The sequence below is a fragment of the Thermostichus sp. MS-CIW-40 genome (genome assembly GCF_054058315.1).
In genome coordinates, this window is sequence record NZ_JBSSAC010000005.1 from 1 (window position 1) to 25,887 (window position 25,887).

Below are 25,887 nucleotides of genomic sequence, written 5' to 3' on the forward strand. Positions count from 1 at the left end.
CTTGGCTCATAAGTTCATTGTACTTCATCAAAGCGCATTCCTCCCGGCACTGACCCTACGGGTACAGTGCGGGGCTCCTGCGATTTCTAGCTGACAGTCAGCTCCAGATCCGTTCCCTTACCGACAAAGACTGCCAAGACCTGGACTTTGTGGTGCGGCATGCCGACTTGGTGGGCTATTCCTTCGTCCAGCAGCCCGCGGACTTGCAGTTGCTGGTTTCTGAGCTGGAGCGGCGGCAGGCTCGCCCCGATTTGGGCTTGATCCTCAAGATGGAAACGCAGCGGGCGGTAAAAAATCTGCCGGCCTTGATCGCGACCGTTGCCGGCTGCCGGCCCCTGGGGGTGATGATTGCCCGTGGCGACCTGGCTGTGGAAATGGGTTGGCTGCGCTTAGGCGAGATCCAAGAGGAACTCCTGTGGATTTGTGAGGCAGCCCGCGTGCCGGTGGTTTGGGCTACCCAGGTGCTGGATCAACTGACCAAGGAGGGTTTGCCCTCACGAGCCGAGCTTTCTGATGCAGTGATGTCCGCCTGCGCCGAATGCGTGATGCTCAACAAGGGCCAGTATTTGCTGGAGGCGGTCGCCCTCCTCGATGAGCTGCTGGCCCGTATGCAGACCCACCAACACAAGAAAAGCCAACGTCTGCGGGCTCTGTACTCTTGGCGCTAGAGGCGGAACTTCTCTCCTAGGTAATACTTGCGCACCAAGGGATCCGCTGCCAGCTCCGCCGCCGTGCCCTTGGCCAAAATGGCCCCGTCGTTGAGGATATAGGCCCGGTCGGTGATCTCCAGCGTCTCCCGCACGTTGTGGTCAGTAATCAAAACACCGATGCCCCGTTGCTTGAGCTTGGCCACCACCTCCTGAATATCCGCCACCGCGATGGGATCCACCCCCGCAAAGGGCTCATCCAGCAGCAGAAATTTCGGCCCGTGGATCCCAGCGGCCAAGGCACGGGCGATCTCCGCTCGGCGACGCTCCCCCCCCGATACCTGCAGGCCCAGGCTGTGGGCCACGTGGGCGATGCGAAACTCCTCCAGCAGTTGGTTGAGCCGCTGCTGCCAGAGGCGGCGAGGCACCCCCGTTTGCTCCATGATCAGCAGCAGGTTGTCTTGGATGCTGAGGCGACGAAAAATACTCGGCTCCTGGGCCAGGTAGCCGATCCCCAATTGGGCCCGGCGATGCATGGGCAGGTGGGTGATGTCTTGGTCATCCAACCAGACATGGCCGCGGTTGGGCTGGATCAGGCCAGTCATGATGTAGAACGTGGTGGTTTTCCCCGCCCCATTGGGGCCCAGGAGCCCCACGATTTCCCCCTGCTGAATGTTCAGGCTAACGTCGCTCACCACCTCACGGCGGCCATAGCGCTTACAGATGTTTTCTAAGTAGATCTGCATAGGGCCGGCACAGGGCTGCTGATCAATGCTTACTGATTCTGTAGGGCTGATTCTCTCCAACCGACAGGGATCCCGGCTGCCGCAGCGCACAGGCTACTTCCTCAAAGATGCCCCAAACCCCGCCCACAATCCAGGGGAGTGTAGGCAAAGTGGATCCCTCTCAAGCCAACTGGAGGGATCCTTAATGGGGTTCTCATAATAGCTCACGGCAACTGCTCGCCCCCCTCAAAATGGGATCATTTCACTAGGGGATCCCTGGCCTTCCCATGCTTCGCTGCCCAGCTTGCTACTGGCTCAACTCCAACTCCGATTATCGCTGTCGTCGCTGTGGGCACTTTTTGCGCCATCGCCCGCTTCCTGTTGCCGAGAAACTCAACCCAAGAAGGCCAACAACCAGCCCTGCCGGCTGGCGGGAAATCCGCTGGGATCGCGTCCTGACTTCCTCGGCAATACTCGGGGTTTTGGTGGGGTTGGGGCAACTGTCTTGGCATTGGGTGCAGCCGCTGCTCAAAGATCCACCCCTTCCCAGTGTTGGCAAAGGCCCGGCAGCTTCGGGACGATAGGACTCCAAACGTCATCCCGCCCTGAGAGAGCTTGCTATCAGGTGGGCCAGACAGACCTGCGGAGTGGCCGAAGCCAGAAGATGCCACTATCATGTGACCAGCGCAGAACCATCCCCCTCTGCTGTGTCCCTTCACGTAAACCTTCAAAATTGTGAGGCTTGGTAACCATGAACCTCAATCTCAAAGTTCCCGCCATTTGGGCACTACTGGCCACGGCAGCCTTGGCTTCCTCTGCCGCAGCCACAACCTACAACTCTTGTTTTATGCGCTACCTCATGGCTTCCCGCACCTGTCCCAACTGCCGCCTGGGATCCATTGAGCTGAGCAACTTGGATCTGGCGGAAGCCAATTTCAGCGGCTCCGATCTGATTGAGGCCAATTTGGAGCGCACCATCTTGACGGGCGCCGATCTCAGCCAGTCTTACCTGGTGGGGGCCAATTTGCGACGGGCTCAATTGAGCGGAGCCAACCTGAGTGGCGCTTACCTGGAGGGAGCAGACTTGCGGGGTGCCAACCTGCGGGGGGCCGATCTCTCTTCTGCATCCCTGTACGGCGCCGACTTGCGGGGGGCCGATCTACGCGACGCCAACCTGGTTGGGGCTGACCTGCGCTTTGCTCGCACCTGGGGCGCACGCCTGCAGGGTGCCGTTCGGGAATAGTGGCAAAGGCCGAAGCCAGCTTCCCCTCTCCCTCTCTGGGAGAGGGACTAATGAATAACGCGTACTAATTGCGTAATGCGGATGGCGAGACTCGAACTCGCAAGGCAAAGCCACACGCCCCTCAAACGTGCGCGTATACCAATTCCGCCACATCCGCTTCCGAGCCTAACCATCATAGCGACAGAGGGGTGGAGTTGTTAAGGGCATTGGCCATTTTGCAGCTATGGCTTGTCCTGCCTCGGCAAAGTTAAGGCAACTCCACCGACGTGGGCTTGGAAGCGTGGGGCAGTCCCCACCCCAACTTCTCTCGCATAACCCGGAAAAATTCCGGTCGGCGCAGGCGCATCAAATCTGTCCAATAGGGGGCACGTACCACCCGAATCTGGTCTTCCGGCATGATGTAGCAGCCGGCATTTCCATCTACCACCAAAACCAGTGGCTGAGGGGTAACGGGGCTAATCCATACCTCCTCCGAATCGGGGAAGACCAAGGCCCGCGACGCCATGGAATGGGGGCAGATGGGAATCAGCTGCAAAACCGGCACCCCCGGTGTGATCACCGGCCCACCCGCCGAGAGGGCATAGGCCGTCGAGCCGGTGGGAGTAGCCAAGATGACTCCGTCGGCAGCCACATCCAGAGGTGAGTGATCCCCGATGGTGATCTCGAAGTGGCACATGCTGGTCAAAGGCTCGCGGTGCAACACCATCTCGTTTAAGCTCAAGACCTCCCAGCGCAATTCTTGCCCTCGGTAGGCTTGCACCAGCAACATGCTGCGGCGATCCAGGGTGTATTCCCCGGCAATGGCGGCACTGGCTGCCTCTTCTAGGTGAGGAAGGTAGGTCTCCGTCAGAAAGCCCAGATGGCCCGTGTTCACCGCCAACAAGGGGATCCCTTTGGGGGCCAGTTGCCGCGCTGCTGCCAAGACGGTGCCATCTCCCCCCAACACCACTGCAAACTTCATGGTTTGATCAAATCCAGCCGGGGCCAGGCTATCTACTCTGGTCAGGCAGATGGGGCTGTCGGGCTTGGCATAACCGAGGATACCGCCCCAGTTGGGGGCCACACAGACTTCCCAGCCCTGCTCCTGAAACCAGCGGGCTAGGGTTTCGCTGCTGCGTTTGGCGGCGGGTTTGGCGTCGTTGTAGAGGATCCCGGCTTTGGGCTTGGTCATGGGCAATGGGAAGGCAGAGGTGCCAAAACTCTATCAGTTCTGCAGGCCCCTCTGCTGGCCAGGTGATCCATTCCACAATTTCTGCCAGCAGACTTCGCTGATACATTGACGCTGAACAAGACGGGTAGCTTGCATGGCGAAGCCATACACTGCTGCCCGAGGCTGCAGCGATTGCATCCTGCTCGTTGCCAATCGGCAGCTCAACCCTGGCAGGGCAAGAAGCTACGAGAAGCTACGAGGAAAAACGAGTGACGGCAGGTTGGAACGAGTACCTCAATCGACAGGGCGACCCCGGTACATCAGTCGGTACTTCACCTGCGGGGTCAAGTCTTTTTGCCCTGGATCCCCTTCCGCGGTGATGGGTTGTGGAGGGGCGGTGGGAGAGTGGGCGCTCGGCTGCGGGGGAGGGGTGGAAGAAGATGTACGGCTGACCTCCGCCGGCCATAAGCCCGCTTGCTTCAGAGCCCTGTGGAGCGCCTCCGTGTCAATAGGCAAAAACCACCTGGCAGCCTCGTAAATCCGTTCGAGGGAGTGGAGAAGGTCGCCGGCCTCTGCCAAGCCGGGGATCACATCTGCTGCCCCCTGATAAATTGCCCAGCGCCGCTCTGCAGGCTCGATGTGGCGACGGGGGTGATGAGTCAGGATAACAGGGATGTTGGGCAGCTTGCTTTGACACTCTCGACAAAAGGCATAGGGGTTAAACAGCCCCGTCGTCATGTCCACCACCATCAGATCCAAATCCAGAGGCTGACTTGCTGCCACCTCCAGCAGATCTTCACGCGGGGAAACCAGCACCACAGAGTGCCCCTGAGACTCCAGCCCCAACTGCCAGAGATGAGATTGCAAGGGCTGGCCCTGAGCTAGCAGTATGGTTTTTCTCACAGTGGATGGAGATATACGAGTAGAAGGAAAGGCAAAGGCTTGCACCACTTAATAATCCGTCGTACGCCAGAATCTTGCGCGGGGCGTAATGTAGCATTCTTAGGGGAAGCAAATGGTAACCGGATATACAGATATACAAGTGTTGCGGTTTAAGCCCGGCGCTCCATACCCTTAAACCTGGATCCCCAGCAGCCGACAGCCCATTTCTGGGTGCGGCCTGTCCAATGGCCTCAATGTTTCTCCTGCTCAACCCAATCCGGGATCCCTTCTTTCTCACTTTCCAATTCAGCTTGCAGGGCCTGCAACTCTTCCGGAGACAGCGAGTGGAGTTTCTCTTGAAGTTGCTGGGTCTCAAAGCTGGCCCACTGAGCCTTCAGGGTCATTTCCCCCCGCAGCACCCGCTTCAGGTAGCCAAAAGTCCACCCCAAGCAGGCCAATAGAAGCACCACGCTCGATATCTGCTGCGCGGCCCCCGTATCCAAGCCCGCCCAAAGCAGCAGGCCGTAGAGGATCCCTCCCCCCAACAGCAGGGCTAAGCCTATAGCAAGAACATCCAATCTGCGCATGGCTCAGTGAACCGACAAACGGCTGACCTTACAGCGACCGAGGCTTGGGCCGAAACGTCATGAAGGGAGCCAAGAGCACCATGCCGGGAAAGAAAAACAAGACCAAGAAAAACATCAACACCTTTTCCCAAGCACTGCCTGAAGTCCAGCGTTTGTCCACATACAGCAGAGACAACAGAGGCAGCACCAGCAAATAGAGAACAGCCAAACCGGCATAAGTTAACCCGATCAACGATGGAGTAGAAGCCATGTCGAGTGCGTCCTGCAGCTATTTGACCTGTGTCCAACAAGTCTAACAGCATTGTTAACGGCATTGTGAAGAGATTTGTCGGCTGAAGGAAGTCGGTAACTCGGCCAACTGACTACAAACTGGTGCTGATCGCCCCAACGGGGCAGGTGAGTACGCACTGTTCGCACATGACGCAGCGGTTGCGGGAGAACTCCAGCTTCCAGCTGGGAGCAGAAATCTTCAGGGCCTCGGTTGGGCAAACTCCCGTACACAATCCGCAATCCACACACAAGTCTGGGTCAATCTGAATTTCCTTGGCCCGTTCAGTCACCTCAATGCCCAAAGACTGTACCCATTCCAATCCTGCTTCCACCTGGTCGATATCCCCCGACAGCTCCACCACCAAAGTACCCACTTCGTTGGGGGCTACCCTGGCGCGCACGATATTGGCAGCCACATCGAAGTCTTTGGCCAACCGATAGGTGAGAGGCACATTCACCAAATGGCGGGGGAAAATGAGGGTGACTCGTTTGCGCACGGATCTTGAGTGTTTTGAGTGCAGCAACTTCCTTCAGTATGGCAGGCTTGTGAGGTTCAGTTTGGCCGTGAATGCAGCTCACTTCCACCCTCCACAGGACACCCAAGGCGAACCGGGCAGCGGTAGGGCGGGGCTTTGAACCCAGTTTTTCTGGTAAAGATCACCAGAGCCAGCGCGTGAGGCAACGGCACCGTCATCGGCACGCCCCTCCCACCAAAAGCCATCTGTGGAAGCCGACCCAGAGCCTGCCACAATAAGATATAGAGAGCATCCCCGATCCCTATGAACCCATCTTTTGCTCAGCCCCGTCTCAACTCAGAGCAGTACCGCCAGATGCTGGTGCGGGATGGCGAGCGTCGCTTCCGCGAGTGGCACACGGCCTTCCTCAAGTATCAACAGCAGTTTTTGCAAGAGATGAAGCAACTGCGTCTCCAGGCTTCCTTGCATCACTGAATGGTTAATGCCCACCGTCCCCACCTTGCACCCGCTGCCAGTCTTCTCCAAGCCCGATCCCTCCCCAAGGCCTACGGCCTGCCAAGGCGAACGGCAAGAAACCTTGGAATTGCTGGAGTGGCCCCGCCTTTGTCAGCACTTGGCCACCTTTGCGGCCACACCCTTGGGCCGCCGCGCCTGCTTGGAGCTGGATCCCTGGCAGAGCCGCGCCGACAGCGAAGCCTACCTTGAGCAGACGGAAGAGGCGATCCGCCTCGATCGCACACAGGCCGGGGGACTTTCTATGGCAGGGATCCACAACCTGCTGCCGGCTTTGGAACGGGCTGAACGGGGGGGGATCCTGAGCGGGGAAGAGCTGGTGCAGATCGCTACAACTCTGGGGGCAGCCCGCCGCATTCGTCGTCTGATCGATGATCATGACCATCTGCCCCACCTGCAGGCCTGGGTGAGCAACCTGCGCACCTACCCGGAGCTGGAGCAGGAGATCTTCCGCTGCCTGGAGGAGCATGGCGAGGTGCGGGACAGCGCCAGCCCTACCCTTGCCAATCTGCGCCAGCAGCAACGGCAACAGCGCAGCCAGATCCAGGAGCAGCTGCAACAATTGATGAGCCAGTACCCCCAGGCGCTGCAGGACAACCTGATCGGCCAGCGGCAGGGACGGTTTGTCCTGATGGTGAAGGCCACCCATCGGGATCTCATCCGCGGCCTTGTGCACGACAACTCTGCCAGTGGAGCCACCCTCTATGTGGAGCCCTACGCTGTGGTGGAACTGGGCAACCGCTGGCGAGAAACCCAAGCTCAGATTCAGGCGGAGGAAGAGCGGATCTTGGCCGCGCTCTCGGCTCAGGTGGCAGCTGTGGCCACCGATCTGGAGCATCTGCAGGGGGTGATGGTGGGGTTGGATGTGGCTCTGGCTCGGGGTCGCTACAGCCTCTGGCTGGAGGGCAATCGTCCCCAGTTTGTCTCGGCAGGATTGCGCCTGCGTCAGGCCAAGCACCCTCTGCTGCTCTGGCAGTCCCGCGCCGCCGCCCCTTCGGAGGGTCAAGGTTCTGCCGTTGTCCCCATCGACTTCACCCTCGCGGACTCCATTCGTGTCGTGGTTATCACCGGCCCCAACACCGGCGGCAAAACCGTTGCCCTGAAAACCCTGGGCCTGCTGGTGCTCATGGCCAAGGCGGGGATCTTCCTGCCGGCTCAAGATCCGCCCCAACTGCCTTGGTTCGACGGGGTTTACGCCGACATTGGGGACGAACAATCGCTGCAACAAAATCTCTCCACCTTTTCAGGGCACATCCGCCGCATCAGCCGCATGGTACAGGCCCTGCAGTCTGCTCCGGAGCCGGCCCTTGTCCTGTTGGATGAGGTGGGGGCGGGCACGGATCCCACCGAAGGAGCTGCCCTGGCGGCTGGGCTATTGGAGTACCTCTCGGAAAGGGCACTGCTCACCCTGGCCACCACCCACTACGGCGAGCTAAAGGCCCTGAAATACCAACATCCCGGCTTTGAAAATGCCTCAGTGGAGTTCGACGAGGTCACCCTGGCCCCCACCTATCGCCTTTTGTGGGGGATCCCAGGCCGCTCCAACGCCTTGGCCATTGCCCAACGGCTGCAGTTGGATCCAGAGATTCTGCGGCGGGCCCAGCGGCACCTGCAAGGGGAAAGCCAGGTGGATAGGGTCATTGCCGGCCTGGAAGCGCAGCGGGCTCAATTGGAAGAGCGGGCGGCCCAGGTGGGATCCCTGCATCGAGAGCTGGAGAGCCTACATCAACAAATGCAGCAGCGCAGCCGCCAAATTGCCGAGCGAGAAGCTCAACTGGAGCACAAGCAAAACCAAGAACTGCAAGCCCTGTTGGCTGCTGCCCGTCAGGAAGTGGCTGCCGCCATCCGCAGATTGCAGCAGGGAGAGGATCCCCAACGCATTACTGCCGAGCTGGCGCAAATCCAGCAGCGCTACTCTCCCCCACCGCCGCCCGTGGATATGGAGTTTGTGCCAGAGGTGGGAGATCGGGTGCGGCTGAGAGGCTTGGGGCAGACGGGGGAAGTGATCGCCATCGAAGGAGATGTATATGTAGTGCGCAGCGGCATCCTCAAATTCACAGTGCCACGGGGGCAGTTGGATCCCATTGATGAACACCAGGCTAAGCAACGCCAACGCCCCAAAGCCCCACCTCCCTCCCCTGCAGCCACCGCTCCCCTGAACCTGCGCACCAGCCAGAACACCCTCGATCTGAGGGGGAAAACCGTTGCTGATGCTGAGGCCATTCTGGAACAGCACTTTGCCCAAGCTCCTCCCGGCCCGGTTTGGATCATCCACGGCCACGGCACAGGGCGCCTGAAAGCCGGCGTCCAGGCTTATCTCCAAAATCACCCGCGCGTTCAGCGTTTTTCAGCCGCTGATCCCGAAGACGGCGGTACTGGAGTGACCGTGGCTCATTTACAGTAAGGCTTGTACAGTGAGGCTTGCCAGTGCCAGAAGGGAGTAGGGGTGGTCGCGTTGGCATTCTCGAGTCGGAGACCGGACAAGTGCCGGGCAATGTCTCAAGCTTGACTGTGGAGCACTGCCGCTGCTGAGCTGACGGGCTGGGATCCCTTCTGTTGCCGCTGGCTTTGCCAGAGCCAGTAGCCCCGCACCAGTTGGCTATCCCCAATGAGCTTCAACATCACCGCCACCGTTGCACCTGTCCAACTGAGAGGCCCAAAGGCGGCGCCTGCTGCTGCCAACAGCGCCAACCCAGAAAGATTTAGCCCCAAGCCTTGCACCCACATCCACAAGACAGTCTCGCGCTCTGACATCTGTCAGCTCCTAGAGGAGAAATAGGATAGCCCTACTGTCCTGAATCTGAGCAGAGACGGGGATGGGGTTGAGCCTTGACACCGCTGCCCAAAGCTGCACACTTGAGGGGGGCATATTCCCCCTACGGATGGGCTGCTTCACCCAGCCACTCCTGCAATCGGGCCAGAGCCAGCCGCTTCTGGGCAGCAGAGCGTACCGTACCCTCCGTGAGCCGATTGAAGCCATGCACCAACCCCTTGCCCCCCAAAGCCACCAGCGTCACCCGATGGGTTTGGCCTGGCTCAAAACGCACCGCATTGCCGGAAGGAATGTTGAGGCGCATGCCAAAGCTGGCGGCGCGATCGAAAACCAGGGCTCGGTTCACCTCAAAAAAGTGAAAATGGGATCCCACCTGAATGGGCCGATCCCCTCGGTTGGTAACCTCCAGGGTCACGGTGGCCCGTCCGACGTTGGCTTGGATGGGATCCTCTGCCAGCAACAGTTCCCCTGGGATCAGGGTCGGCTCTGCGTTGGCAGCAGGGTTGGTTCTGGATTGGCGAGCCATGGGGACGACCTCCTGAAGTCTCTGGGTCTTTGGAGCATCTGGGGGATCCCTAGCGAATGGGGTGGTGTAGGGTAACCAGCTTGGTTCCGTCGGGGAAAGTAGCCTCCACTTGAATTTCCGGGATCATCTCTGGGATCCCGGGCATTACGTCCTCGCGGGTCAGCCACGTCAGCCCCTCGCTCATCAATTGGGCGACTGTTTTCCCCTCCCGCGCCCCTTCCAAGACTGCTGCGCTCAAGTAGGCCACCGCCTCAGGGTAATTGAGTTTGAGGCCCCGCTGCCGCCGATCCCGAGCCAACTGGGCAGCCAGGTAGATCAACAACTTGTCTTTCTCCTGGGGGGATAAGTACATGGGGCAACCTCAAAGATAAAAAAGGATACAAAGAGGACAGCAGCAGGCCCAGTTGGCCTAGAGTTGACCGAACTCATGCGCAGAAATCCCCAGTCTTGGCGCAGCGGACTGTTGCTACGCAACAAGGTGGCTAGCCGTAGTTCATCTTCTACCACCTCTGGGCAAAAAAGGGGAGCCCAGGCTACAAGAGATTTCACTCTCTCCTGCACAAGCAGCAGTCTCAACCTCTTCCGACATTGGGTTTTGCAACTTCCTTCCTAGGCAACCCGCTATATAAAGAGTAACAATAGATGCATATAGATTAGAAGATGTAAAAGTCTGTCTGGATTCCTATCTCAGCTCTGAGTTGGTTTATCCTGGAGCAATTTACCGGCTCTGTATTAACAGTTTCCTTTGATAGGCGTTGACTGGGTTCTTTTGATCGGCTATGAAACTCGAACTGACTCCCCGCCAGCGGAAGATTCTCTGGGCGACGGTGCGCAGCTACATTGCGACGGCTGAACCTGTCGGTTCCAAAACCTTGGCCCAGTCCTATAACTTTGGGGTGAGCACGGCCACCATTCGTAACGACCTGGCCACCCTTGAGCAAGTGGGATTGCTGTTTCAACCCCACACCTCTGCGGGTCGGGTTCCCTCCGACTTTGGCTATCGGGTTTATGTCAACGATTTGTTGACCTCTGCCAACAGCGGTGGGATCCCTCACGATGCTCCTCAGCCGGATCCCCATCCCGCTCTGCAACAGTTGATGGATCAGCTTGGCCGTGAGCTGGGAGACGACCTAGACAGCCTCCTGCAAAGGGTAGCTCAGCTTTTGGCCCATCTGAGCGGTTGCATTGCTCTCATCACTCCTCCTCAGGGGCCGGTGGTAGCCATTCATCATGTGCAGTTGGTGTCGGTAGCGCCAGGGCGGGTGATGGTGTTGGTGGTAACCGACTCTTATCAAACCCATTCGGCTCTGGTCAGCCCCCCCGACTGGCCCAGCGACTCCCGCGAGGATTTGGAAGATGAACTGCAATTGCTCAGCAACTTTCTCACCCTGAAGCTGCGGGGCAAAACCTTTGCCGAGTTGCAGGATCTGAGCTGGCTGAAACTGGATGAAGAATTTCGTACCTACGGCCATTGGCTCCAGCAACTGCTGCGCTCGGTGGTGCAACGCTGTCTACAGCCCTCTCTGGGGCAGGTGTTCAGTGCCGGTATGGCCGAGTTGATGCGTCAGCCGGAGTTTTCCCAGGCCCGGCAGGTGCAGGCAGTGATGCAGTTGATCGAGGAGGGAGCCAAGCAACTTCAGGGGATGATTGGGCTCCATTTTGCCGATGGGGGTGATCCGCAGTTGGCGTATCTGCCTCCTCTGCCGAGCTCAACGGAGATGGATCAAGAGTCAGGACAGTCTGCCCGCAAGACCCCGGTGATCATCTACATTGGCAGCGAGAATCCACTGGAGTCTCTGCACCACTGCACGGTTATCGCCTCCACTTACCACCGTCGCTCGGCTCCTCTGGGTACGGTCACCTTGCTGGGGCCGACCCGAATGGCCTACGAGCGCAGCATTGCTGCTGTGCAGGCGGTGGCCTCTCATCTGACCCGAGCTCTTGCCTAAGGGATCCCATGAAGGCAGGCAGGGTCTGGGTTGCACCTGAGCAATAGCAAGCTGTGGCCAGGCTCTCTCCTCTCCACCTGCGGGTACAGTGCGCCATTCGGCAGCAGCAACTTCTTCACCCTGGCCAGCGGCTGCTGGTGGCTTTTTCGGGCGGGCAAGATTCTTTTTGCCTGCTCCAGATCTTGCGGGATTTGCAGCCTCGCTGGGGCTGGCAGCTCTTCGTTTTGCATTGCGATCACCGCTGGTCGGCAGATGAAACGGAGTGTGCTCGCTTTTTGCAGGGGTGGCTGCAGCAGCAGGGACTACCTCATGCTGTTGAGACTGCGGATCCCATCCGCCGAGACGAAGCAGGGGCCAGGGCTTGGCGCTACCAACAACTGGAGAAATGGGCCCGCATCTGGGATTGCAGCGCCGTGGTGATGGGGCATACGGCCAGCGACCGGGCCGAGACATTTTTATGGAACTTGCTGCGAGGGACAGGAGCCGCCGGGCTGAGCAGCCTAGATTGGCAGCGTCGCCTGGACGACCGGGATCCCACCTCTGCCCAGGTGGTGCGACCCCTGCTGGGTCTATACCGTTGGGAAACCGAACAATTTTGCCAGCAGCACCAATTGCCGGTCTGGCCGGATCGCAGCAACCAAGATCTGGCCCATGGCCGCAACCGTCTCCGCCTGGAGGTGATGCCCTACTTGAAGCAGCACTTTAATCCGCAACTGGAAGCGGCCCTGAATCGGGCTGCCACGCTGCTCCAAGCAGAACATGAGCTGGTGGTAGCCCAAGCAGCTCAGCTATGGCAGCAGGTGTATGAGCCCGCTTTGCCAGGGCTGCGACGGGATCCCTTGCGGGCTGCCCCCTTGGCTCTGCAGCGGCAGGTAATGTTCCAGTTTTTGTCCCTGGTGTTGTCCCACCACCCCACCTTTGACCAGGTAGAAGCCGGGATCCAGCTCTTAAAAGCAGACCGAGGCAGCCGTAGCCCCGATTATCCAGGTGGGCACTGGCTGGAAGTGAAAGGGGATCACTTGGTTTGTTTCCATTAATTTTTCCATTAATTCCACTTCCCCGAAGGGAAGCAACGCGACGCTGCCCAACGCCGATCTGTCAGCCTGTCTGTTTCAATTAATTCCACTTCCCCGAAGGGAAGCGACCACCCGAAAAGCCGTATTCGTAGCTTTGGATTCTCAGGTTTCCATTAATTCCACTTCCCCGAAGGGAAGCGACTGATTCATTAATAGTAAGTATCACCACCGATTGTGGCAATACTTGGATACGATTAGCATCTTATGGTAATAATACAGGCCCGAGTCCATTGGCTACAGCACCTGATATGACCACTGCATTTGTACCTACCCCATCACAATGGGCAACCAAGACAATAGGATTTAAGCCCGTATGCTTCTCAAACCGCCGCCAGAATCAGATTCCAATTGCGAAGTGGATGGGGAAATGTTACTTATCTGGATTTATTTAATTTATTTAATACCTCCAACTGTTAGCGATGGCTACCAACGATAACATGATGGGTACTTCTATGAGTACACCAACCACCGTGGCTAACGACGCACCTGAATTAAGACCAAAAAGTGATATGGCCACGGCAACTGCGAGTTCAAAAAAATTACTGGCACCAATCATCGCAGCCGGTGCACAAACCGGATGTGATAAACGGAGCAATTTTCCACCCAGCCAGGTTATAAAAAATATGAAGTAGGTTTGAACGGTCAGTGGTATGGCTATCAACAAAATGGTGTATGGATGATCCAGTATGTGTTCGCCCTGAAAGGCAAAGAGTAAAACCAGGGTTGAAAGCAATGCTAGTATGGAAACAGGACGAAGTGCCGGAAGAAATTTTTGTTCAAACCAATCCTTTCCTTTTCGTTGAAGCAATATCCGATTGGTCAGATAGCCCGTAGTTAGCGGTATAACAACAAAAACAACCACCGAAGTAATCAGTACTTCATACGGTATCTGTATGTTGGTTACTCCCAGCAGCCATTTTACAATGGGTACAAATGCAACCGGCAGAATAAGATCGTTGACTGAAACTTGTATTAACGTATAATTGGCATCGCCTTTTACCAAATAACTCCACACAAACACCATGGCTGTGCAGGGTGCGGCACCCAGCAGAATGGCGCCTGCCAGGTACTGGTCTGCATCTTCCGGAGTGATCCAGGTAGCATACAGATTTTTAAAGAAAATCCATCCAAACAATGCCATGGTGAAAGGTTTGATCAGCCAGTTTACAGTAACTGTCAGCGCCAGCCCTTTCCAATTTTTTGAAACACCGCCTATCGATGAAAAATCAATCTGTACCATCATCGGGTAGATCATCATCCAAACCAACACCGCTACCGGAATGTTGATGGTATATATCTGCCAGCTTTCAAGCACCGAAACAGAATTCCCCAGTATTTTCCCAAGACCAATGCCTGCAGCAATGCATAGCGAGACCCAAACGGTAAGGTATTTTTCAAAAAACTTCATGGGTTGAAATTTAATTACAGCGTTTCCATTAATTCCACTTCCCCGAAGGGAAGCGACCCCCCCCCATTATAACCCTTGCCCAGAGGTCTTGTTTTCGGCTGCAATTTCCCCTTGTTTTTCTCCGCCGAGGGGCCTGAAACCCTTGCCCAGAGCGGGATCGACCGGGTCAACGGAAGAATCAGGGTTTGAGGTTTGTCGCCGACCCTGTCGCTAACCATGTTGGTGTAGAAATTAACATGGATCCTGGGGTCGCTGCCTGGATAGGTTGGGGGCTTGGGCCAGCCCTGGGCAATGGGGCTTGCTGGTGGCGTCCGTAGAACAGAGTCTATGAGAGAATCTCTCGGCCCAACCGTGGGAAAAGTGTCGAGCATGTTAAAAGTAGACGAAAATGAGATCTCGATAGGATGCCAGTTTGCCTATCGACTGTTGTCGCTATAGTGGCTGAACACCATGCTGGATCCCCTTTTGGAAGAGAAAATCCGTGAGCAAATCCGCACCCACAAGGTGCTCATCTACATGAAGGGCACCCCGGAAATGCCCCAATGTGGGTTTTCCTATGCCGCCGTTCGTGTGCTGGATAGTTTGGGCTTCCCCTACACGGCGATTAACGTACTCGAGGATCCTGAGATCCGCCAGGGGATTAAAGAGTTTTCCAACTGGCCTACTATCCCGCAGATTTATATTGATGGGGAGTTTGTGGGCGGTTGCGACATCATCCAAGAGATGCACGCCCGCAACGAGCTGCGTCCGCTGGTCGAGGCAGCCTTTGCTAAGGCCACGGCTCAATCTTAAGGGATCCCATCTCATCCAGAGGGGTTGCCATGCTTACCCCCGACTACCTTCGGCAGCACCTGATGGAGAAGCTGCAGGCTCTTCATGTGCAGGTGGAGGATGAGTCCCACCTTCACATCGGCCACGGGGGCGGGACAGGAGGGCACTACCGAGTTCAAGTAGTGTCGCCTTCGTTTGTCGGCAAAACGACCCTACAGCGACATCGCCTGGTGTATGCCGCTCTGGCGGAACACATGGGGCGGAGCATTCATGCTTTGGCCCTGCAAACTTACAGCCCTGAAGAGGTTTCTGCGCAAGGGATCCCTGAGGAGATCAGCTAGCATAGAGGGCAAAATCGCGGCCCCATCAGGGCAGAGGAGGGAGCATGGCAACTCTTTTGGCCACCTGGCTGATGTCAGCCTTGAGTGTAATGATCCTGGCTTGGCTTTTGCCCGGGATCCACGTCTCCGGGTTTGGCGGGGCTTTGGTGGCGGCTCTGGCCATTGGTCTGGTCAATGGTTTGGTTAGGCCGATTCTCCGGCTGATCACCCTGCCGATTACGGTTCTTACCCTGGGTTTGTTTTGGCTGATTTTGAACGGCATTTGTCTAGCCATTGCCGATAAGCTGGCCGGGAATGCTTTCAACATCGATAACTTCGGTTGGGCGTTCGTCGGCGCGATTGTACTTTCCATCGTCAGTGGCTTGGTTCAGCAGGTTTTTGAGCAAGGTGCGCCGAACTGACTTCGTCCCCAGCCGTGAGAGGGCAGGGTTTGGTTCAAGATTGCAGGGGGTACGCTAGGGGAACGTCAACACTCAGCCCGACGATAACCAAAACCAACTTTAAGGGATCCCGATAAGCTTTACTCCATTGGCCCTGCCCGCTAAGTTTTTGCCGCAGAACCATAGGATTCTCCACAGATAGCCTGCACAAGATCTGCCAATGGCTAACATCAGCAGGATATTGCGAGCAGGCGTTTGATCTGTGGCTGCTTTATCTAAGCCTAGCAAATCGATAGGAAACCAGTAGGGGATCAAGTTGGTCGATCTGCAACTCAGGAGCTGGTTGGTATGAAGGCGTTGCTGCTCTATCCGCGTTTTCCTCAATCATTCTGGTCTTACAATCGCACCATTGAGATGATGGGGCTAAAAGCGCTAATGCCACCTCTTGGCTTGATCACCGTTGCTGCTTTGCTGCCCCAACACTGGGAGATTCGCTTTGTGGATCGCAATGTAGCTGATGAAACAGAAGCCGATTGGCAGTGGTGCGATCTGGTGATCTTGTCGGCCATGCTGGTGCAAAAACAAGATTTCCACGCTCTGATTCGCAAGGCTGTACAACTGGGCAAAAAAGTAGCTGTGGGCGGGCCCTATCCAACTTCTGTGCCGCAAGACGCCCTGGAATCCGGGGCTCACTATTTGGTTTTGGACGAAGGGGAAGTGACCATACCGGCTTTCGTCAAGGCCCTAGAAGCAGGTCAAGAGTCGGGCATTTTTCGGGCCGCCGAAAAGCCGGACGTAACCCAAAGTCCTTTGCCGAGGTTTGATCTGCTGCGTATGGATCAATACTTCATGATGTCAGTCCAATTTTCGCGAGGTTGCCCCTTTAATTGTGAGTTTTGCGACATCATCTCTCTTTACGGACGCAAGCCGAGAACCAAAGAGCCAAGTCAAATGCTAGCTGAGCTGCAAGCTCTCTATGACTTGGGTTGGCGGGGTTCGGTATTTGTGGTAGACGACAACTTTATCGGCAACCAGCGCAACGTCAAGCGATTTTTGCGAGAGCTGATCCCCTGGAGCCAGAAGCGCAACTATCCATTTACCTTTATGACAGAGGCTTCGGTTAACCTGGCCGAAGATGAAGAACTGATGAGGTTAATGGTAGAGGCGGGTTTCTATGCTGTCTTTTTGGGCATTGAGACCCCAGACCAAGACAGCTTACAGATGACCCAAAAGCTCCAGAATACCCGCCACCCTTTGGTGGAGGCCTGTCGCAAGATCAACGATGCTGGACTGCTGATCTATGCTGGGTTTATTCTGGGCTTTGATGGAGAGCGGCCAGGAGCAGGGGAGCGCATTCAGGCTTTTGTCGAGCAAACCGGTATTCCTCAGCCAATGCTGGGCATTTTACAGGCTTTGCCAAACACACAGCTCTGGAATCGCTTGAAGAAAGAGGAACGGTTGCTGGAAGGGATCGGCGTGACTGAGTTTGGCGATCAAAATACACTGATGAACTTTATTCCCACCCGTTCTCTATCGGAGATTGCCCGAGAGTATCTGGAAAGTTTTTGGAAACTGTATGATCCTGCACGATATTTGTCTCGCTGCCTGCAACAGTGCCTGAATATCGGCATCAAAGATGGCCGACGGCAAATGATGAAGCTGCCCCTCCGCAAAGGGATCCACCTGCTTCTACAACTCATCTGGCGGCAAGGGATCCTTCATCCCGAAATCCGCGCCCAATTTTGGCGGCAGCTATGGACGATTTGGCGACAGAAACCGAGCCTGCTGAACCTATATTTGGGCCTCTGCGCTGCAGGAGAACACTTTTGGGAATATCGGGAATTGGCCCGCGCCCGGCTTACCCAGCAACTGGGATACGATCCTTTGCTGGCCAGCTCATCTTGACAGTATTTCTGGGGGAATGGTCTATCGATAGAGGATGCCCGGATGGGGCCTATGCGGCGACGACAGTTGGGGGCGATGGTGCTGGGATCCCTGTGGGCTGTTTGGGGAGGCTCTCGGCAGGCCCAAACGTCCGGGCGCGGAGATTGGCTGGCCGTGGAGCTGTTCAGCCGCTGGAGTGCGGATCCCTTGGCCGAGTTGGAGCTGGTTGGCCCTTTTGTTTTGAATCAGCAGCCTTTTCCAACAGGTGCCTGGAAGTTACAGGTGCGCCGCCAAGAGCTCCTTCTGACCGGGCCGGGACAGCCTCGTCGCTACCAGGGATCCCTTTGGCTACAGGGGGGAGCCCTGCGCCCCTTCGCAGGGGAGGAGCGTCGCTATCGGGGTTGGGTACAGATTTGCCCGGAGGGTTCAGGTCGCCTGCATCTGGTGAACTGGGTCAAGTTGGAAGACTATCTGCTGGCTTTGGTGCCCAGCGAAATGCCTGCCGATTGGCCAGCCGCCGCCTTGCAGGCGCAAGCCATCTTGGCCCGCACTTTGGCCATTCCCCATCTGCACCCCGGCCCCAGAAGAGAATGGCCCTCTACCTCGATAAGGCTATTGCAGGATTCCACCGCCCACCAGTTTTATGGTGGCCTGGCCTATGAAACGGCGGCGACCACTGCTGCGGTGCGGGCAACCCGAGGGCAGATCCTAACCCATGCCGGCCAGCCGATAGAGGTTCTGTTTCACTCCACCTGTGGGGGCCACACCAGCGCCAATCAGGATATTTTTGCCCCACCCGCCCGCCCCTACCTACAAGGGGTGATCTGTGACGGGTGTCGTGCCTCTCCTTTCTATGGCCCTCACAGCGTCCGACTCAGCCGACGGGAGTTGGAGCAAGCCTTGGGCAACGGCGATCTGGAGATTGTGCAGTCGGATCCCTGGGGTCGCCCTGTGCGCATTCGCGTTGGATCCCAACTGTTGACCGGCCAAGAGTTTGTGCTGCGCCTTGGCCAAACCCTGGGTTGGGGGATCCTCCCCAGCAACCGCTTCACATGGGAACGTCTCCAGCCAAAGCCCGGCCAGCAGGAAGTGTACCTTTTCACCTATCGTGGGGCCGGCCATGGGGTGGGACTGTGTCAGTGGGGATCCCGTGGCTTGGCCGAGAAGGGCTACACAGCGCCGCAAATCCTCAATCACTACTTCCCCGGCACCCAGGTGATAACGTTGAGCTGAAGGTTGTTGATCCCGACTTCAATACTCCTGTGTCTCTTGCGCATTCCCATCGTCGCCATCCTGCCTACTGCTACTGCAGCGAGCTGGAACATGCCCAGATTCTCAAGCGCCAGCAGCAGGATCCCTTGCCGTTTGCAGAAGCGATGCGGGTGCATTGCCAATCGGGAAGCCGCTGTGGCCGCTGCTTGTGGCCCTTGGAGCAGTTGTTTCGTCAGCAAAGCTGCTACATAGCCGATCCCTGAGCCACCTTGAGCAGGCGACCTTGGGCCATCGCACCCCAAGAAGCTGACCTCAGGCGGGGGCTTTGGGGGTGATCTTCACAATGGTGGGACGGGATCCCACCTGGGCTGACCCATTCGCTTGAGCTTGCGGCTCTTTGGCCATCCCGCTGCCAGTGGAAGTGGTTTGCGCTTTACGCCGCTTCTGCGGCACAGCATTTCCGGCCTGCTGGGCTGTAGGGCTGCTGGAGGCAGTTTTGGCTTGGGTTTTACTGACCGAGGAGCCCGCTTTGCCGGTCGAGCGGCTTTTCCCCTTGACCTCTGCAGAAGAGCCTTCCTTTTCGGCCAGCACCTGCAGGGCCATTTCCAGGGTAACCGCTTCGGCAGGGATCCCTTTGGGCAAAGAGGCATTGACCTTGCCATGTTTGACATACAGCCCGTAGGGGCCGTCGTGCAGATTGACCGGCTCACCATCCTCAGGATGGGATCCCAGCTCCCGCAAGGGCTTGGCAGAGCCGCGCCCACGGCTTTTCTTGGGCTGGGCCAGCAGCTCCAGCGCCCGCTCCAGGCTGATGGTCAGCACATCCTCATCGGCGGGCAGAGAGCGGAAATCGCCATCACAGACTACGTAGGGGCCGAAGCGGCCAATACCGGCCTGCACCTTTTTCCCCGATTCCGGGTGTTCCCCCAAGGTGCGAGGCAAGCTCAGCAACCCCAAGGCAATCTCTGGCGTGACCTGATCCGGTTTCAACCCTTTGGGCAGGGAGGTGCGCTTGGGTTTTTTGTTGTCCTCAGAAACTTCTCCCAATTGCACATAGGGGCCGTAGGGGCCCTGCGGGATCACATAGATTGGCTCCTGGGTTTCCGGGTGAAAGGCAATGGGCTTGGGGCCTTCCTGCTTCCGCTGGATCAGCTCCGCAATGTGTTCTGGGCTCAGATCGGCGGGGGGAATATCCTCCGGCAAGTTGGCGCGCACCTCTCCAGACTCAGTTTCAACTGCTACATAGGGGCCATAGGGGCCAATGCCGATCTTGACAGGCAGGTTCTCCAGATGGATGGAGCGGGCCAGGCCGGAATCAATTTCCAGCTCGCGCGCCTTCACCTGTCCCTCGAGACCCTGCTCGCCCAAGAAGAAATGGCGCAGATAGGGCAGCCACTCCGCCTGTCCAGAAGCAATGTCGTCCAGCGTTTGCTCCATCTCGGCAGTGAAGCGGGTATTCACCAGGTTGGGAAAGTATTTTTCCAGCAGCTCGGTGACTGCAAAAGCTGTGTAGGTGGGCACGAGGGCATTCCCCATCGACCTGACGTAGCCACGGCTCATGATCGTATTCAAGATGGTGGCGTAGGTGCTGGGGCGGCCAATGCCCTCACTTTCCAACACCTTGACCAAGGACGCTTCCGTATATCGGGCTGGAGGCTGGGTTTCGTGGGCAACGGGTTCCAGCTTCTGGCAGCGGAGGGGATCCCCCTGCCGCAACAGAGGCAGATGCACCTCCCGATCTTCCAAAGCCGCCTCTGGGTCGTCGGATCCCTCCACATAGGCGCGGAAAAAGCCGGGAAAATCGATGCGCTTGCCGCTGGCCCGGAACACCGCATCGTCTACGGCGATGAGTACGATGGTGTGGGTCTGCCGCGCCTCAGCCATTTGGCTGGCGACGGTGCGCTTCCAGATCAGGTCGTAGAGGGCCAGCTCCTGGCCGGAGAGGGGGGTTTGGCTGGGCAGGCGAAACTCTGATCCGGCAGGACGAATGGCCTCGTGGGCTTCTTGCGCCCCTTTGGTTTTGGTGGTGTACTGACGGGGCTCGGGGCTGAGATATTCTCTGCCGTACATCGACTCCACGCAGGCGCGGGCAGCGCGGATGGCCTGCTCCGACAGGTGTACCGAATCGGTACGCATATAGGTGATGTAGCCCTCTTCGTAGAGCTTTTGGGCAATGCGCATCGTCTGCTGGGCCGACAGGTGCAGCTTGCGGTTGGCCTCCTGCTGCAGGGTGGAAGTGGTGAAGGGAGGGGCAGGTTTGCGGGTGGAGGGGCGCTCTTCCACAGAGCTGACGATCCAGGCTTTTCCCAGCAAGCGATCCCGCAGGGCCTCGGCCTGGGCCTGATCCAACAACACCACATCCCGCCCGGCAATGAGCTGGCCGGTGCTGGGATCGAAGTCTTGCCCATTGGCCAGGCGTTTGCCACCCAAGCTCACCAGCTCTGCTGGAAAGACAGCCTGCTGGCCGGCGACGGTCGTTTTGGGCTGCAGCTCCGCTTTGAGATCCCAGTAGGAGGCTTTTCTGAAGGCGCGCCGCTCCCGCTCTCGATCCACCAAAAGCTTGACCGCCACCGACTGCACCCGCCCTGCCGAGAGTTTGGGGGCAATTTTTTTCCACAGCAGCGGCGACAGGGTATAGCCCACCAGGCGATCCAAGATGCGGCGGGTCTCCTGGGCACGCACCAGTTGTTCATCCACCTCACGGCAGTTTTGCAGCGCCTCCTGAATGGCCTCGCGGGTAATCTCGTGGAACACCATGCGGCGGGTGGGCACTTTGGGTTGCAGCACCTGCTGCAAGTGCCAGCTAATGCTTTCCCCTTCGCGGTCTTCGTCGGTGGCCAGGATCAGCTCGTCCGCCTTCTTGAGCGCTTCCTTCAGCTCCTTGACCACCTTTCTTTTGTCCTTGGGGATGACGTAGAGGGGCTCGAAGTCGGCGTGGACATTGACCCCCAGGCGGCTCCACTCTTCTCCTTTCAATTCTTCTGGAATTTCAGATGCCGAATCGGGAAGATCCCGCACATGTCCCATCGAGGCCTGAACCTCATACCCCGCAGGCAAGAACCCACGGATGGTACGGGCTTTGGTGGGAGATTCGACAATGACCAGCTTAGGCATAATTGAGGTTGGCAGCAATCGGCTTAGGTTGTCGCATTTCCCGCCCCAAGGATTGGGCGGGCCAGCATACACTGCAAGAGGTGCTTAAGATAGACAGCGTACTTTTCTGGAGCGTAGCAAGTCTACCTGCGCTTGACCAGCCGTCATCGGCGATGATCCGAGCGGTCTGGCCCCATCTGGCTGCTTTGCAGGACGATGAAACCACACCATTTTTCCATTCGCACCGCCGATATCTTCCGCTCCATCGCTTTTTACGAGGGGCTGGGCTTTGCGGTGGAAGAACGCTTTACTGCCGGGATCACGCTGGCCTGCTGGATGCGCGGCCCCTGGGGGCGTTTGGAGCTGATGCAAGTGCCGCAGCCCCATCCTGCCCCGGATCCCTTTGGGGATCCCCACTATGTGGGCTACTATCACCCCGCTTTTGAGGTGGGCCCCGAATGGGGATCCCTGGCCAACTACCTAGAACATTTGCGAGCGCAAGTGCCCCTTACCCTGCTGCTGCCGCCCCAGCTCCAGCAAATTGGGGGCCAGGTCTATGAAGTGGCGTTCATCGCCGATCCCGATGGCCTGCCGATCGAGCTCATTCGTCCCCAGGGATCCTCAGGAGAGAGTCTGCCCCAACGCCCAGAGGACATTAATAAATAGTTGGATAACTAGTTGATGGGTTAGAGGATCTAATTTGGGTGGGAGCGGTCGTTCCCCCTTGTCCAGATCCTGGAGAGCCAACCCTAAAGCTAAGCTAGTAGAGCTTCTGGGGAACTTGAGAGAAGGGTTTGTTGGCCGCTTGTCAGTTCAGCCTCACCTGATATGAAAGCTCAGCTTCCGGTGACGATTTTGACAGGTTTTTTGGGCAGTGGCAAAACCACGCTGCTCAAGCGCATCTTGGAAGAGGAGCATGGGTTGCGCATTGGGGTTATCCTCAACGAGTTTGGCGAGATTTCCATCGATGGCGAGTTGGTCAACATGCCCGAGGGGGGGCTGATGCAGCTCAACAATGGTTGCCTCTGCTGCACGGTGCGAGAGGATTTTGAACGGGCGGCCCGCCAGCTGCTCCAGCATGCCCAGGCGTTGGACTATCTGGTGGTGGAAACCAGCGGCGTGGCGGATCCCAGGCAGGTGACCGAGCTATTTGTGCAGAGGGTCTTTCATGAGGAGTTGCGCCTGGATGGCGTGGTGACCTTGGTTGACGGTGCCGAATACTGGCGCAATTTCCAGCGCTCGCAAACCGCCGCCCACCAGATCGGCAGCGCTGACATTTTGTTGCTCAATAAGGTGGATTTGATCGACGAAGCCGAACGAGAGCGGATCCTTCTCGATCTGCGCCGCTACAACCCCGCTGCCCCTTGCCTGCTCACCACCCATGCCCAGGTGCCTCTGGCCCGCATCTTGGATGTGCATGCCTTCCGCCCAGAATTGTGGGATCCCAGGCTCCCCGATTCGGGGACTGAGGCCCACCCCAGCCATCACCTGGAGGAGGACGGGATCCAATCGGTGAGCTTTCAACTGCAGCAGCCGCTGGATTTGGGGGCCTTTCGCGATTGGCTACAAGACTTGTCCGAGACCGTTTTTCGCGCCAAGGGGGTGCTGTCGGTTCTGGATGAGCCGCAGCGGGTTATCTTCCATCAAGTGGGCCAGCGGCAAACCCTTTTTCTGGAACGGGACTGGGATCCCGATGAGCCCCGCCTGTCCAAAATTGTGTTGATCGGCAAGGGGCTGGAGCGGGAGCAGCTAGCTGCCGGCCTCAGCCGGGTGTGTGGGGCAACCGCCGCTGGCTAGAGATCCTCTTCACCACTGCCTATTTCTTTCAATTTCTAGATTGGGTGACCTGGGATGGCTCGCAGCAAACTTTCAGAGCAAGAACAACAGCAAATTGTTAGCGCCTACCGCGGCTCAGCAGCGACCGCCGTCGAATTGGCGGAGCAATTTCAGGTGAGCATCACCACCATCACCCGCGTGTTGAAGGAAAATATCGCTGCCGATGAGTATCAGCGGTTGATCTATCTCAAACGCTCGGCTGCCCGCCGCAAAGACATGGGGGAAAAAGCTGTTGTTGGCGGGATCCCAGCCTTGGAGCAGCAGATCTTGCCGCTGGAACCGGAGTTGCCTTCTCCATCTCCCTTGCCGGAGCCCCCCGCAGAGCCGAACGCAAACGAGGAAGGCGAGGATAACACTGCTGGGACGGAGTCTCTGCCAGAACTGCCCCCAGAAGAACTGCCGTTGGCGGCTGGGCTTCGGGAAGATCTGGAGGATGTGGAGGAAGAGACCGAAGAAGACCGTGACCTCGAAGACGAGGATGAGGACGACCCTGACTATCCCTTAGAAGATGAAGATGGGCCAGAAGAGGATCCCCTCACCGATCCCAGCTATCAAATTCAGGTATTACCCCTGGAAGAGCTCACCCTACCGGAAACCTGCTATGTCGTTGTTGACCGCTACCAAGAACTGACCACCCGCCCCCTTAAGGAATTCTTTGGCTCGGGATCCCTGCCCATCGAAGGGATCGACAACGCCAATACGCTGCCCATTTTCGACAACCACAAGGTGGCCCGTCGCTTTTCCGAAATGAGCCGTCGGGGCAGCAACACCTACCCGCCCTACCGGGTGATCCAGTTTCCCGGCTACATCCTGGAGATTGTGCGCACCCAACTGCAAAAGAAAGGCATCACCCATCTGCTCATGGATGGGCAGATCTACAGTCTTTGACCAGCTCCTCAAGCTCAGGAGCGGGGGATTCCCGTTACTTGCGCAGGTTTGCAGCCCTGCGTGAGCGCCGTCGGCCTACTTCGCCACAGCAGCAGTACCCGTCTCCCTAGGAGCCTGGGCTGCCCCGCTCCCACGAGCCACCCACGCCAACGGAGCTGAAGGCTCCTAACCTCAGTCTCATCGCAGGCAGAGATGGCGCCAAGCTTGCCCTCATTCCACAGCCGTCGCCGCGTATTCCAGCTCCTCTTCCACCACTTCCGGTGGGGCCTCTGCCGCTTGTCCTTGCTTAGCGGCCAGCAGTTGCTCACGGTACTTGGCTGCCATTTCCTCAGACTTCTCGTAAACCAGCTTGGGATCCCGAATCATGTCGCCGGGATTGGGCTCCAGTTGCTTGGTGGACAGCGAGATCCGCCCCCGCTCCGCATCTAGATCGATGATCATCACCTTCACTTCGTCGTTGACGTTGAAGACGCTGTGGGGCGTGTCAACATGATCGTGGGAGATCTCGGAAATGTGCAGCAGGCCGGAGACGCCGCCAATATCGATGAAGGCACCATAGGGCTTGATGCCCCGCACCGTGCCAACCACCACCTCGCCCACTTCCAGCTTGTTCATCTTCCGCTCCACCAAGGCGCGGCGATGGCTCAACACCAAGCGGTTGCGGTCTTCGTCCACCTCCAGAAACTTCAGGGGCAGCTCTTCGCCCACCAGCTCTTCTTTTGGCTTGCGGCTGCTGATGTGGGATCCGGGGATAAAGCCCCGCAGCCCCTCAATCCGCACCAGGGCTCCACCTCGGTTGGTGGCAAAAATGGTTGAGCGAACGGTGGCATCTTCTTTCTGGAGCTGCCGTACCCGTTCCCAGGCCCGCATGTACTCGATGCGACGGATGGAGAGGGTCAGCTGTCCCTCTTCGTTTTCTTCGGTGAGGATAAAAAACTCGCGGGTTTCTCCCGGCTGCAGCATCTCGTGCGGGTCTTCCAGGCGGCTAATCGACATCTCCTGGAGCGGCAGAAAGGCAGCCGTTTTGGCCCCGATATCGATCAAAGCACCGCGTGGCTCCACCGAGAATACTGTACCCGCCACAATTTCGCCAGGGCTGAAGTGATAGTCGTACTTATCCAGAAGGGCGGCAAAGTCTTCAGTGGTAAAACCTAAATCGGCAGCAGTGAATCGACTCATAGGGGTGCAGTAACAGATCAGTTGCGCGGGATAAAGGGTAGAAGGCCAGTTGAGTTTAGCAGAATTCCAGATGAGAGT

29 protein-coding genes and 1 tRNA gene are annotated in these 25,887 nt (G+C 57.6%); 17 read left to right on the forward strand and 13 right to left on the reverse strand.

What is annotated here, in order from left to right; all coding sequences use genetic code 11:
• Nucleotides 1-77: 77 nt before the first annotated feature.
• Nucleotides 78-668, forward strand: a complete 591-nt coding sequence (locus tag ACVWXF_RS02725; RefSeq protein ID WP_457473616.1) for a pyruvate kinase — start codon at nt 78-80, stop codon at nt 666-668.
• Here ACVWXF_RS02725 and lptB read toward each other — a convergent pair.
• A complete protein-coding gene (gene lptB, locus ACVWXF_RS02730) occupies nt 665-1,393 on the reverse strand; it encodes an LPS export ABC transporter ATP-binding protein (protein WP_011433949.1) in 729 nt (242 codons plus the stop codon). The two genes, ACVWXF_RS02725 and lptB, sit on opposite strands and share 4 nt — an antisense overlap.
• A gap of 25 nt (nt 1,394-1,418) precedes the next feature.
• On the opposite strand from lptB, the gene ACVWXF_RS02735 reads away from it, so the two are divergent.
• From ACVWXF_RS02735 to ACVWXF_RS02745, 3 genes are all read left to right on the forward strand, one after another.
• Complete coding sequence (locus ACVWXF_RS02735) at nt 1,419-1,592, forward strand: hypothetical protein (protein ID WP_011433948.1); 174 nt, start codon at nt 1,419-1,421, stop codon at nt 1,590-1,592.
• 67 nt (nt 1,593-1,659) lie between these two features.
• The gene (locus ACVWXF_RS02740) at nt 1,660-1,956 is read left to right on the forward strand and encodes a hypothetical protein (protein ID WP_457473560.1); all 297 of its coding nucleotides are present in this window, start codon (nt 1,660-1,662) and stop codon (nt 1,954-1,956) included.
• A 167-nt stretch (nt 1,957-2,123) separates the two neighbouring features.
• On the forward strand, nt 2,124-2,615 hold the full coding sequence (locus tag ACVWXF_RS02745) for a pentapeptide repeat-containing protein (protein WP_414332111.1): 492 nt from the start codon (nt 2,124-2,126) through the stop codon (nt 2,613-2,615).
• 76 nt (nt 2,616-2,691) lie between these two features.
• On the opposite strand, the gene ACVWXF_RS02750 is transcribed toward ACVWXF_RS02745, so the two are convergent.
• From ACVWXF_RS02750 to ACVWXF_RS02775, 6 genes are all read right to left on the reverse strand, one after another.
• Nucleotides 2,692-2,772, reverse strand: a tRNA-Leu gene (locus ACVWXF_RS02750).
• Nucleotides 2,773-2,862: 90 nt separating this feature from the next.
• On the reverse strand, nt 2,863-3,786 hold the full coding sequence (locus ACVWXF_RS02755; RefSeq protein ID WP_414398515.1) for an NAD(+) kinase: 924 nt from the start codon (nt 3,784-3,786) through the stop codon (nt 2,863-2,865).
• Nucleotides 3,787-4,059: 273 nt separating this feature from the next.
• On the reverse strand, nt 4,060-4,632 hold the full coding sequence (locus ACVWXF_RS02760; protein ID WP_457473561.1) for a response regulator: 573 nt from the start codon (nt 4,630-4,632) through the stop codon (nt 4,060-4,062).
• A gap of 266 nt (nt 4,633-4,898) precedes the next feature.
• Nucleotides 4,899-5,234, reverse strand: coding sequence for a DUF3007 family protein (locus tag ACVWXF_RS02765; RefSeq protein ID WP_414419240.1), 336 nt, complete (start codon nt 5,232-5,234; stop codon nt 4,899-4,901).
• A gap of 28 nt (nt 5,235-5,262) precedes the next feature.
• Entirely contained in the window at nt 5,263-5,484 is a 222-nt protein-coding gene (gene ndhL, locus ACVWXF_RS02770; protein ID WP_011433942.1) for an NAD(P)H-quinone oxidoreductase subunit L, read from the reverse strand.
• Between the two features lie 112 nt (nt 5,485-5,596).
• Entirely contained in the window at nt 5,597-6,001 is a 405-nt protein-coding gene (locus ACVWXF_RS02775; RefSeq protein WP_457473562.1) for an NIL domain-containing protein, read from the reverse strand.
• Nucleotides 6,002-6,283: 282 nt separating this feature from the next.
• On the opposite strand from ACVWXF_RS02775, the gene ACVWXF_RS02780 reads away from it, so the two are divergent.
• Nucleotides 6,284-6,454, forward strand: coding sequence for a hypothetical protein (locus ACVWXF_RS02780; protein ID WP_457473563.1), 171 nt, complete (start codon nt 6,284-6,286; stop codon nt 6,452-6,454).
• Between the two features lie 7 nt (nt 6,455-6,461).
• Nucleotides 6,462-8,897, forward strand: a complete 2,436-nt coding sequence (locus tag ACVWXF_RS02785; protein ID WP_457473564.1) for an endonuclease MutS2 — start codon at nt 6,462-6,464, stop codon at nt 8,895-8,897.
• A gap of 95 nt (nt 8,898-8,992) precedes the next feature.
• Here the strand turns inward: ACVWXF_RS02785 and ACVWXF_RS02790 are convergent, their stop codons facing one another.
• From ACVWXF_RS02790 to ACVWXF_RS02800, 3 genes are all read right to left on the reverse strand, one after another.
• Nucleotides 8,993-9,247: a hypothetical protein gene (locus ACVWXF_RS02790; protein WP_011433939.1), complete on the reverse strand. Its 255-nt coding sequence runs from the start codon at nt 9,245-9,247 to the stop codon at nt 8,993-8,995.
• Nucleotides 9,248-9,369: 122 nt separating this feature from the next.
• Nucleotides 9,370-9,792, reverse strand: a complete 423-nt coding sequence (locus ACVWXF_RS02795) for an urease subunit beta (RefSeq protein WP_457473565.1) — start codon at nt 9,790-9,792, stop codon at nt 9,370-9,372.
• A gap of 49 nt (nt 9,793-9,841) precedes the next feature.
• Entirely contained in the window at nt 9,842-10,144 is a 303-nt protein-coding gene (locus ACVWXF_RS02800) for an urease subunit gamma (RefSeq protein ID WP_011433938.1), read from the reverse strand.
• A 427-nt stretch (nt 10,145-10,571) separates the two neighbouring features.
• Here ACVWXF_RS02800 and ACVWXF_RS02805 point away from each other — a divergent pair, with 427 nt between their 5' ends.
• Both ACVWXF_RS02805 and tilS read left to right on the forward strand, forming a co-directional pair.
• Nucleotides 10,572-11,741, forward strand: a complete 1,170-nt coding sequence (locus tag ACVWXF_RS02805) for an HrcA family transcriptional regulator (protein ID WP_011433937.1) — start codon at nt 10,572-10,574, stop codon at nt 11,739-11,741.
• A gap of 53 nt (nt 11,742-11,794) precedes the next feature.
• Nucleotides 11,795-12,778: a tRNA lysidine(34) synthetase TilS gene (gene tilS / locus ACVWXF_RS02810; RefSeq protein ID WP_457473566.1), complete on the forward strand. Its 984-nt coding sequence runs from the start codon at nt 11,795-11,797 to the stop codon at nt 12,776-12,778.
• Nucleotides 12,779-13,214: 436 nt separating this feature from the next.
• Here the strand turns inward: tilS and arsB are convergent, their stop codons facing one another.
• On the reverse strand, nt 13,215-14,225 hold the full coding sequence (arsB, locus tag ACVWXF_RS02815; protein WP_457473567.1) for an ACR3 family arsenite efflux transporter: 1,011 nt from the start codon (nt 14,223-14,225) through the stop codon (nt 13,215-13,217).
• 450 nt (nt 14,226-14,675) lie between these two features.
• Between arsB and grxD the strand changes: the two genes are divergently transcribed.
• From grxD to ACVWXF_RS02845, 6 genes are all read left to right on the forward strand, one after another.
• Nucleotides 14,676-15,017 (forward strand): Grx4 family monothiol glutaredoxin, encoded by a 342-nt coding sequence (gene grxD / locus ACVWXF_RS02820; protein ID WP_011433932.1) that lies wholly within the window; start codon nt 14,676-14,678, stop codon nt 15,015-15,017.
• Nucleotides 15,018-15,046: 29 nt separating this feature from the next.
• A complete protein-coding gene (locus ACVWXF_RS02825; RefSeq protein WP_414329320.1) occupies nt 15,047-15,337 on the forward strand; it encodes a BolA family protein in 291 nt (96 codons plus the stop codon).
• A 44-nt stretch (nt 15,338-15,381) separates the two neighbouring features.
• On the forward strand, nt 15,382-15,738 hold the full coding sequence (locus ACVWXF_RS02830) for a phage holin family protein (protein WP_414389567.1): 357 nt from the start codon (nt 15,382-15,384) through the stop codon (nt 15,736-15,738).
• Between the two features lie 327 nt (nt 15,739-16,065).
• Entirely contained in the window at nt 16,066-17,622 is a 1,557-nt protein-coding gene (locus ACVWXF_RS02835) for a B12-binding domain-containing radical SAM protein (protein WP_457473568.1), read from the forward strand.
• Between the two features lie 51 nt (nt 17,623-17,673).
• Nucleotides 17,674-18,834, forward strand: a complete 1,161-nt coding sequence (locus tag ACVWXF_RS02840) for a SpoIID/LytB domain-containing protein (RefSeq protein WP_457473569.1) — start codon at nt 17,674-17,676, stop codon at nt 18,832-18,834.
• Nucleotides 18,835-18,863: 29 nt separating this feature from the next.
• Nucleotides 18,864-19,076 (forward strand): hypothetical protein, encoded by a 213-nt coding sequence (locus ACVWXF_RS02845; protein ID WP_414399313.1) that lies wholly within the window; start codon nt 18,864-18,866, stop codon nt 19,074-19,076.
• A 49-nt stretch (nt 19,077-19,125) separates the two neighbouring features.
• Here ACVWXF_RS02845 and topA read toward each other — a convergent pair whose 3' ends face one another.
• Nucleotides 19,126-21,927 carry a type I DNA topoisomerase gene (gene topA / locus ACVWXF_RS02850; protein ID WP_457473570.1) on the reverse strand — a complete coding sequence of 934 codons (2,802 nt, stop codon included), beginning with the start codon at nt 21,925-21,927 and terminating at the stop codon, nt 19,126-19,128.
• Nucleotides 21,928-22,122: 195 nt separating this feature from the next.
• Between topA and ACVWXF_RS02855 the strand changes: the two genes are divergently transcribed.
• The 3 genes from ACVWXF_RS02855 (at nt 22,123) to ACVWXF_RS02865 (ending at nt 24,630) form a co-directional block, all read left to right on the forward strand.
• Nucleotides 22,123-22,572, forward strand: a complete 450-nt coding sequence (locus ACVWXF_RS02855; RefSeq protein ID WP_457473571.1) for a VOC family protein — start codon at nt 22,123-22,125, stop codon at nt 22,570-22,572.
• A gap of 162 nt (nt 22,573-22,734) precedes the next feature.
• Nucleotides 22,735-23,703, forward strand: a complete 969-nt coding sequence (locus tag ACVWXF_RS02860) for a CobW family GTP-binding protein (RefSeq protein ID WP_457473572.1) — start codon at nt 22,735-22,737, stop codon at nt 23,701-23,703.
• Nucleotides 23,704-23,757: 54 nt separating this feature from the next.
• On the forward strand, nt 23,758-24,630 hold the full coding sequence (locus ACVWXF_RS02865) for a hypothetical protein (protein WP_457384230.1): 873 nt from the start codon (nt 23,758-23,760) through the stop codon (nt 24,628-24,630).
• Nucleotides 24,631-24,840: 210 nt separating this feature from the next.
• Here the strand turns inward: ACVWXF_RS02865 and ACVWXF_RS02870 are convergent, their stop codons facing one another.
• Entirely contained in the window at nt 24,841-25,809 is a 969-nt protein-coding gene (locus ACVWXF_RS02870; RefSeq protein WP_457473573.1) for a 30S ribosomal protein S1, read from the reverse strand.
• Nucleotides 25,810-25,887: the final 78 nt, after the last annotated feature.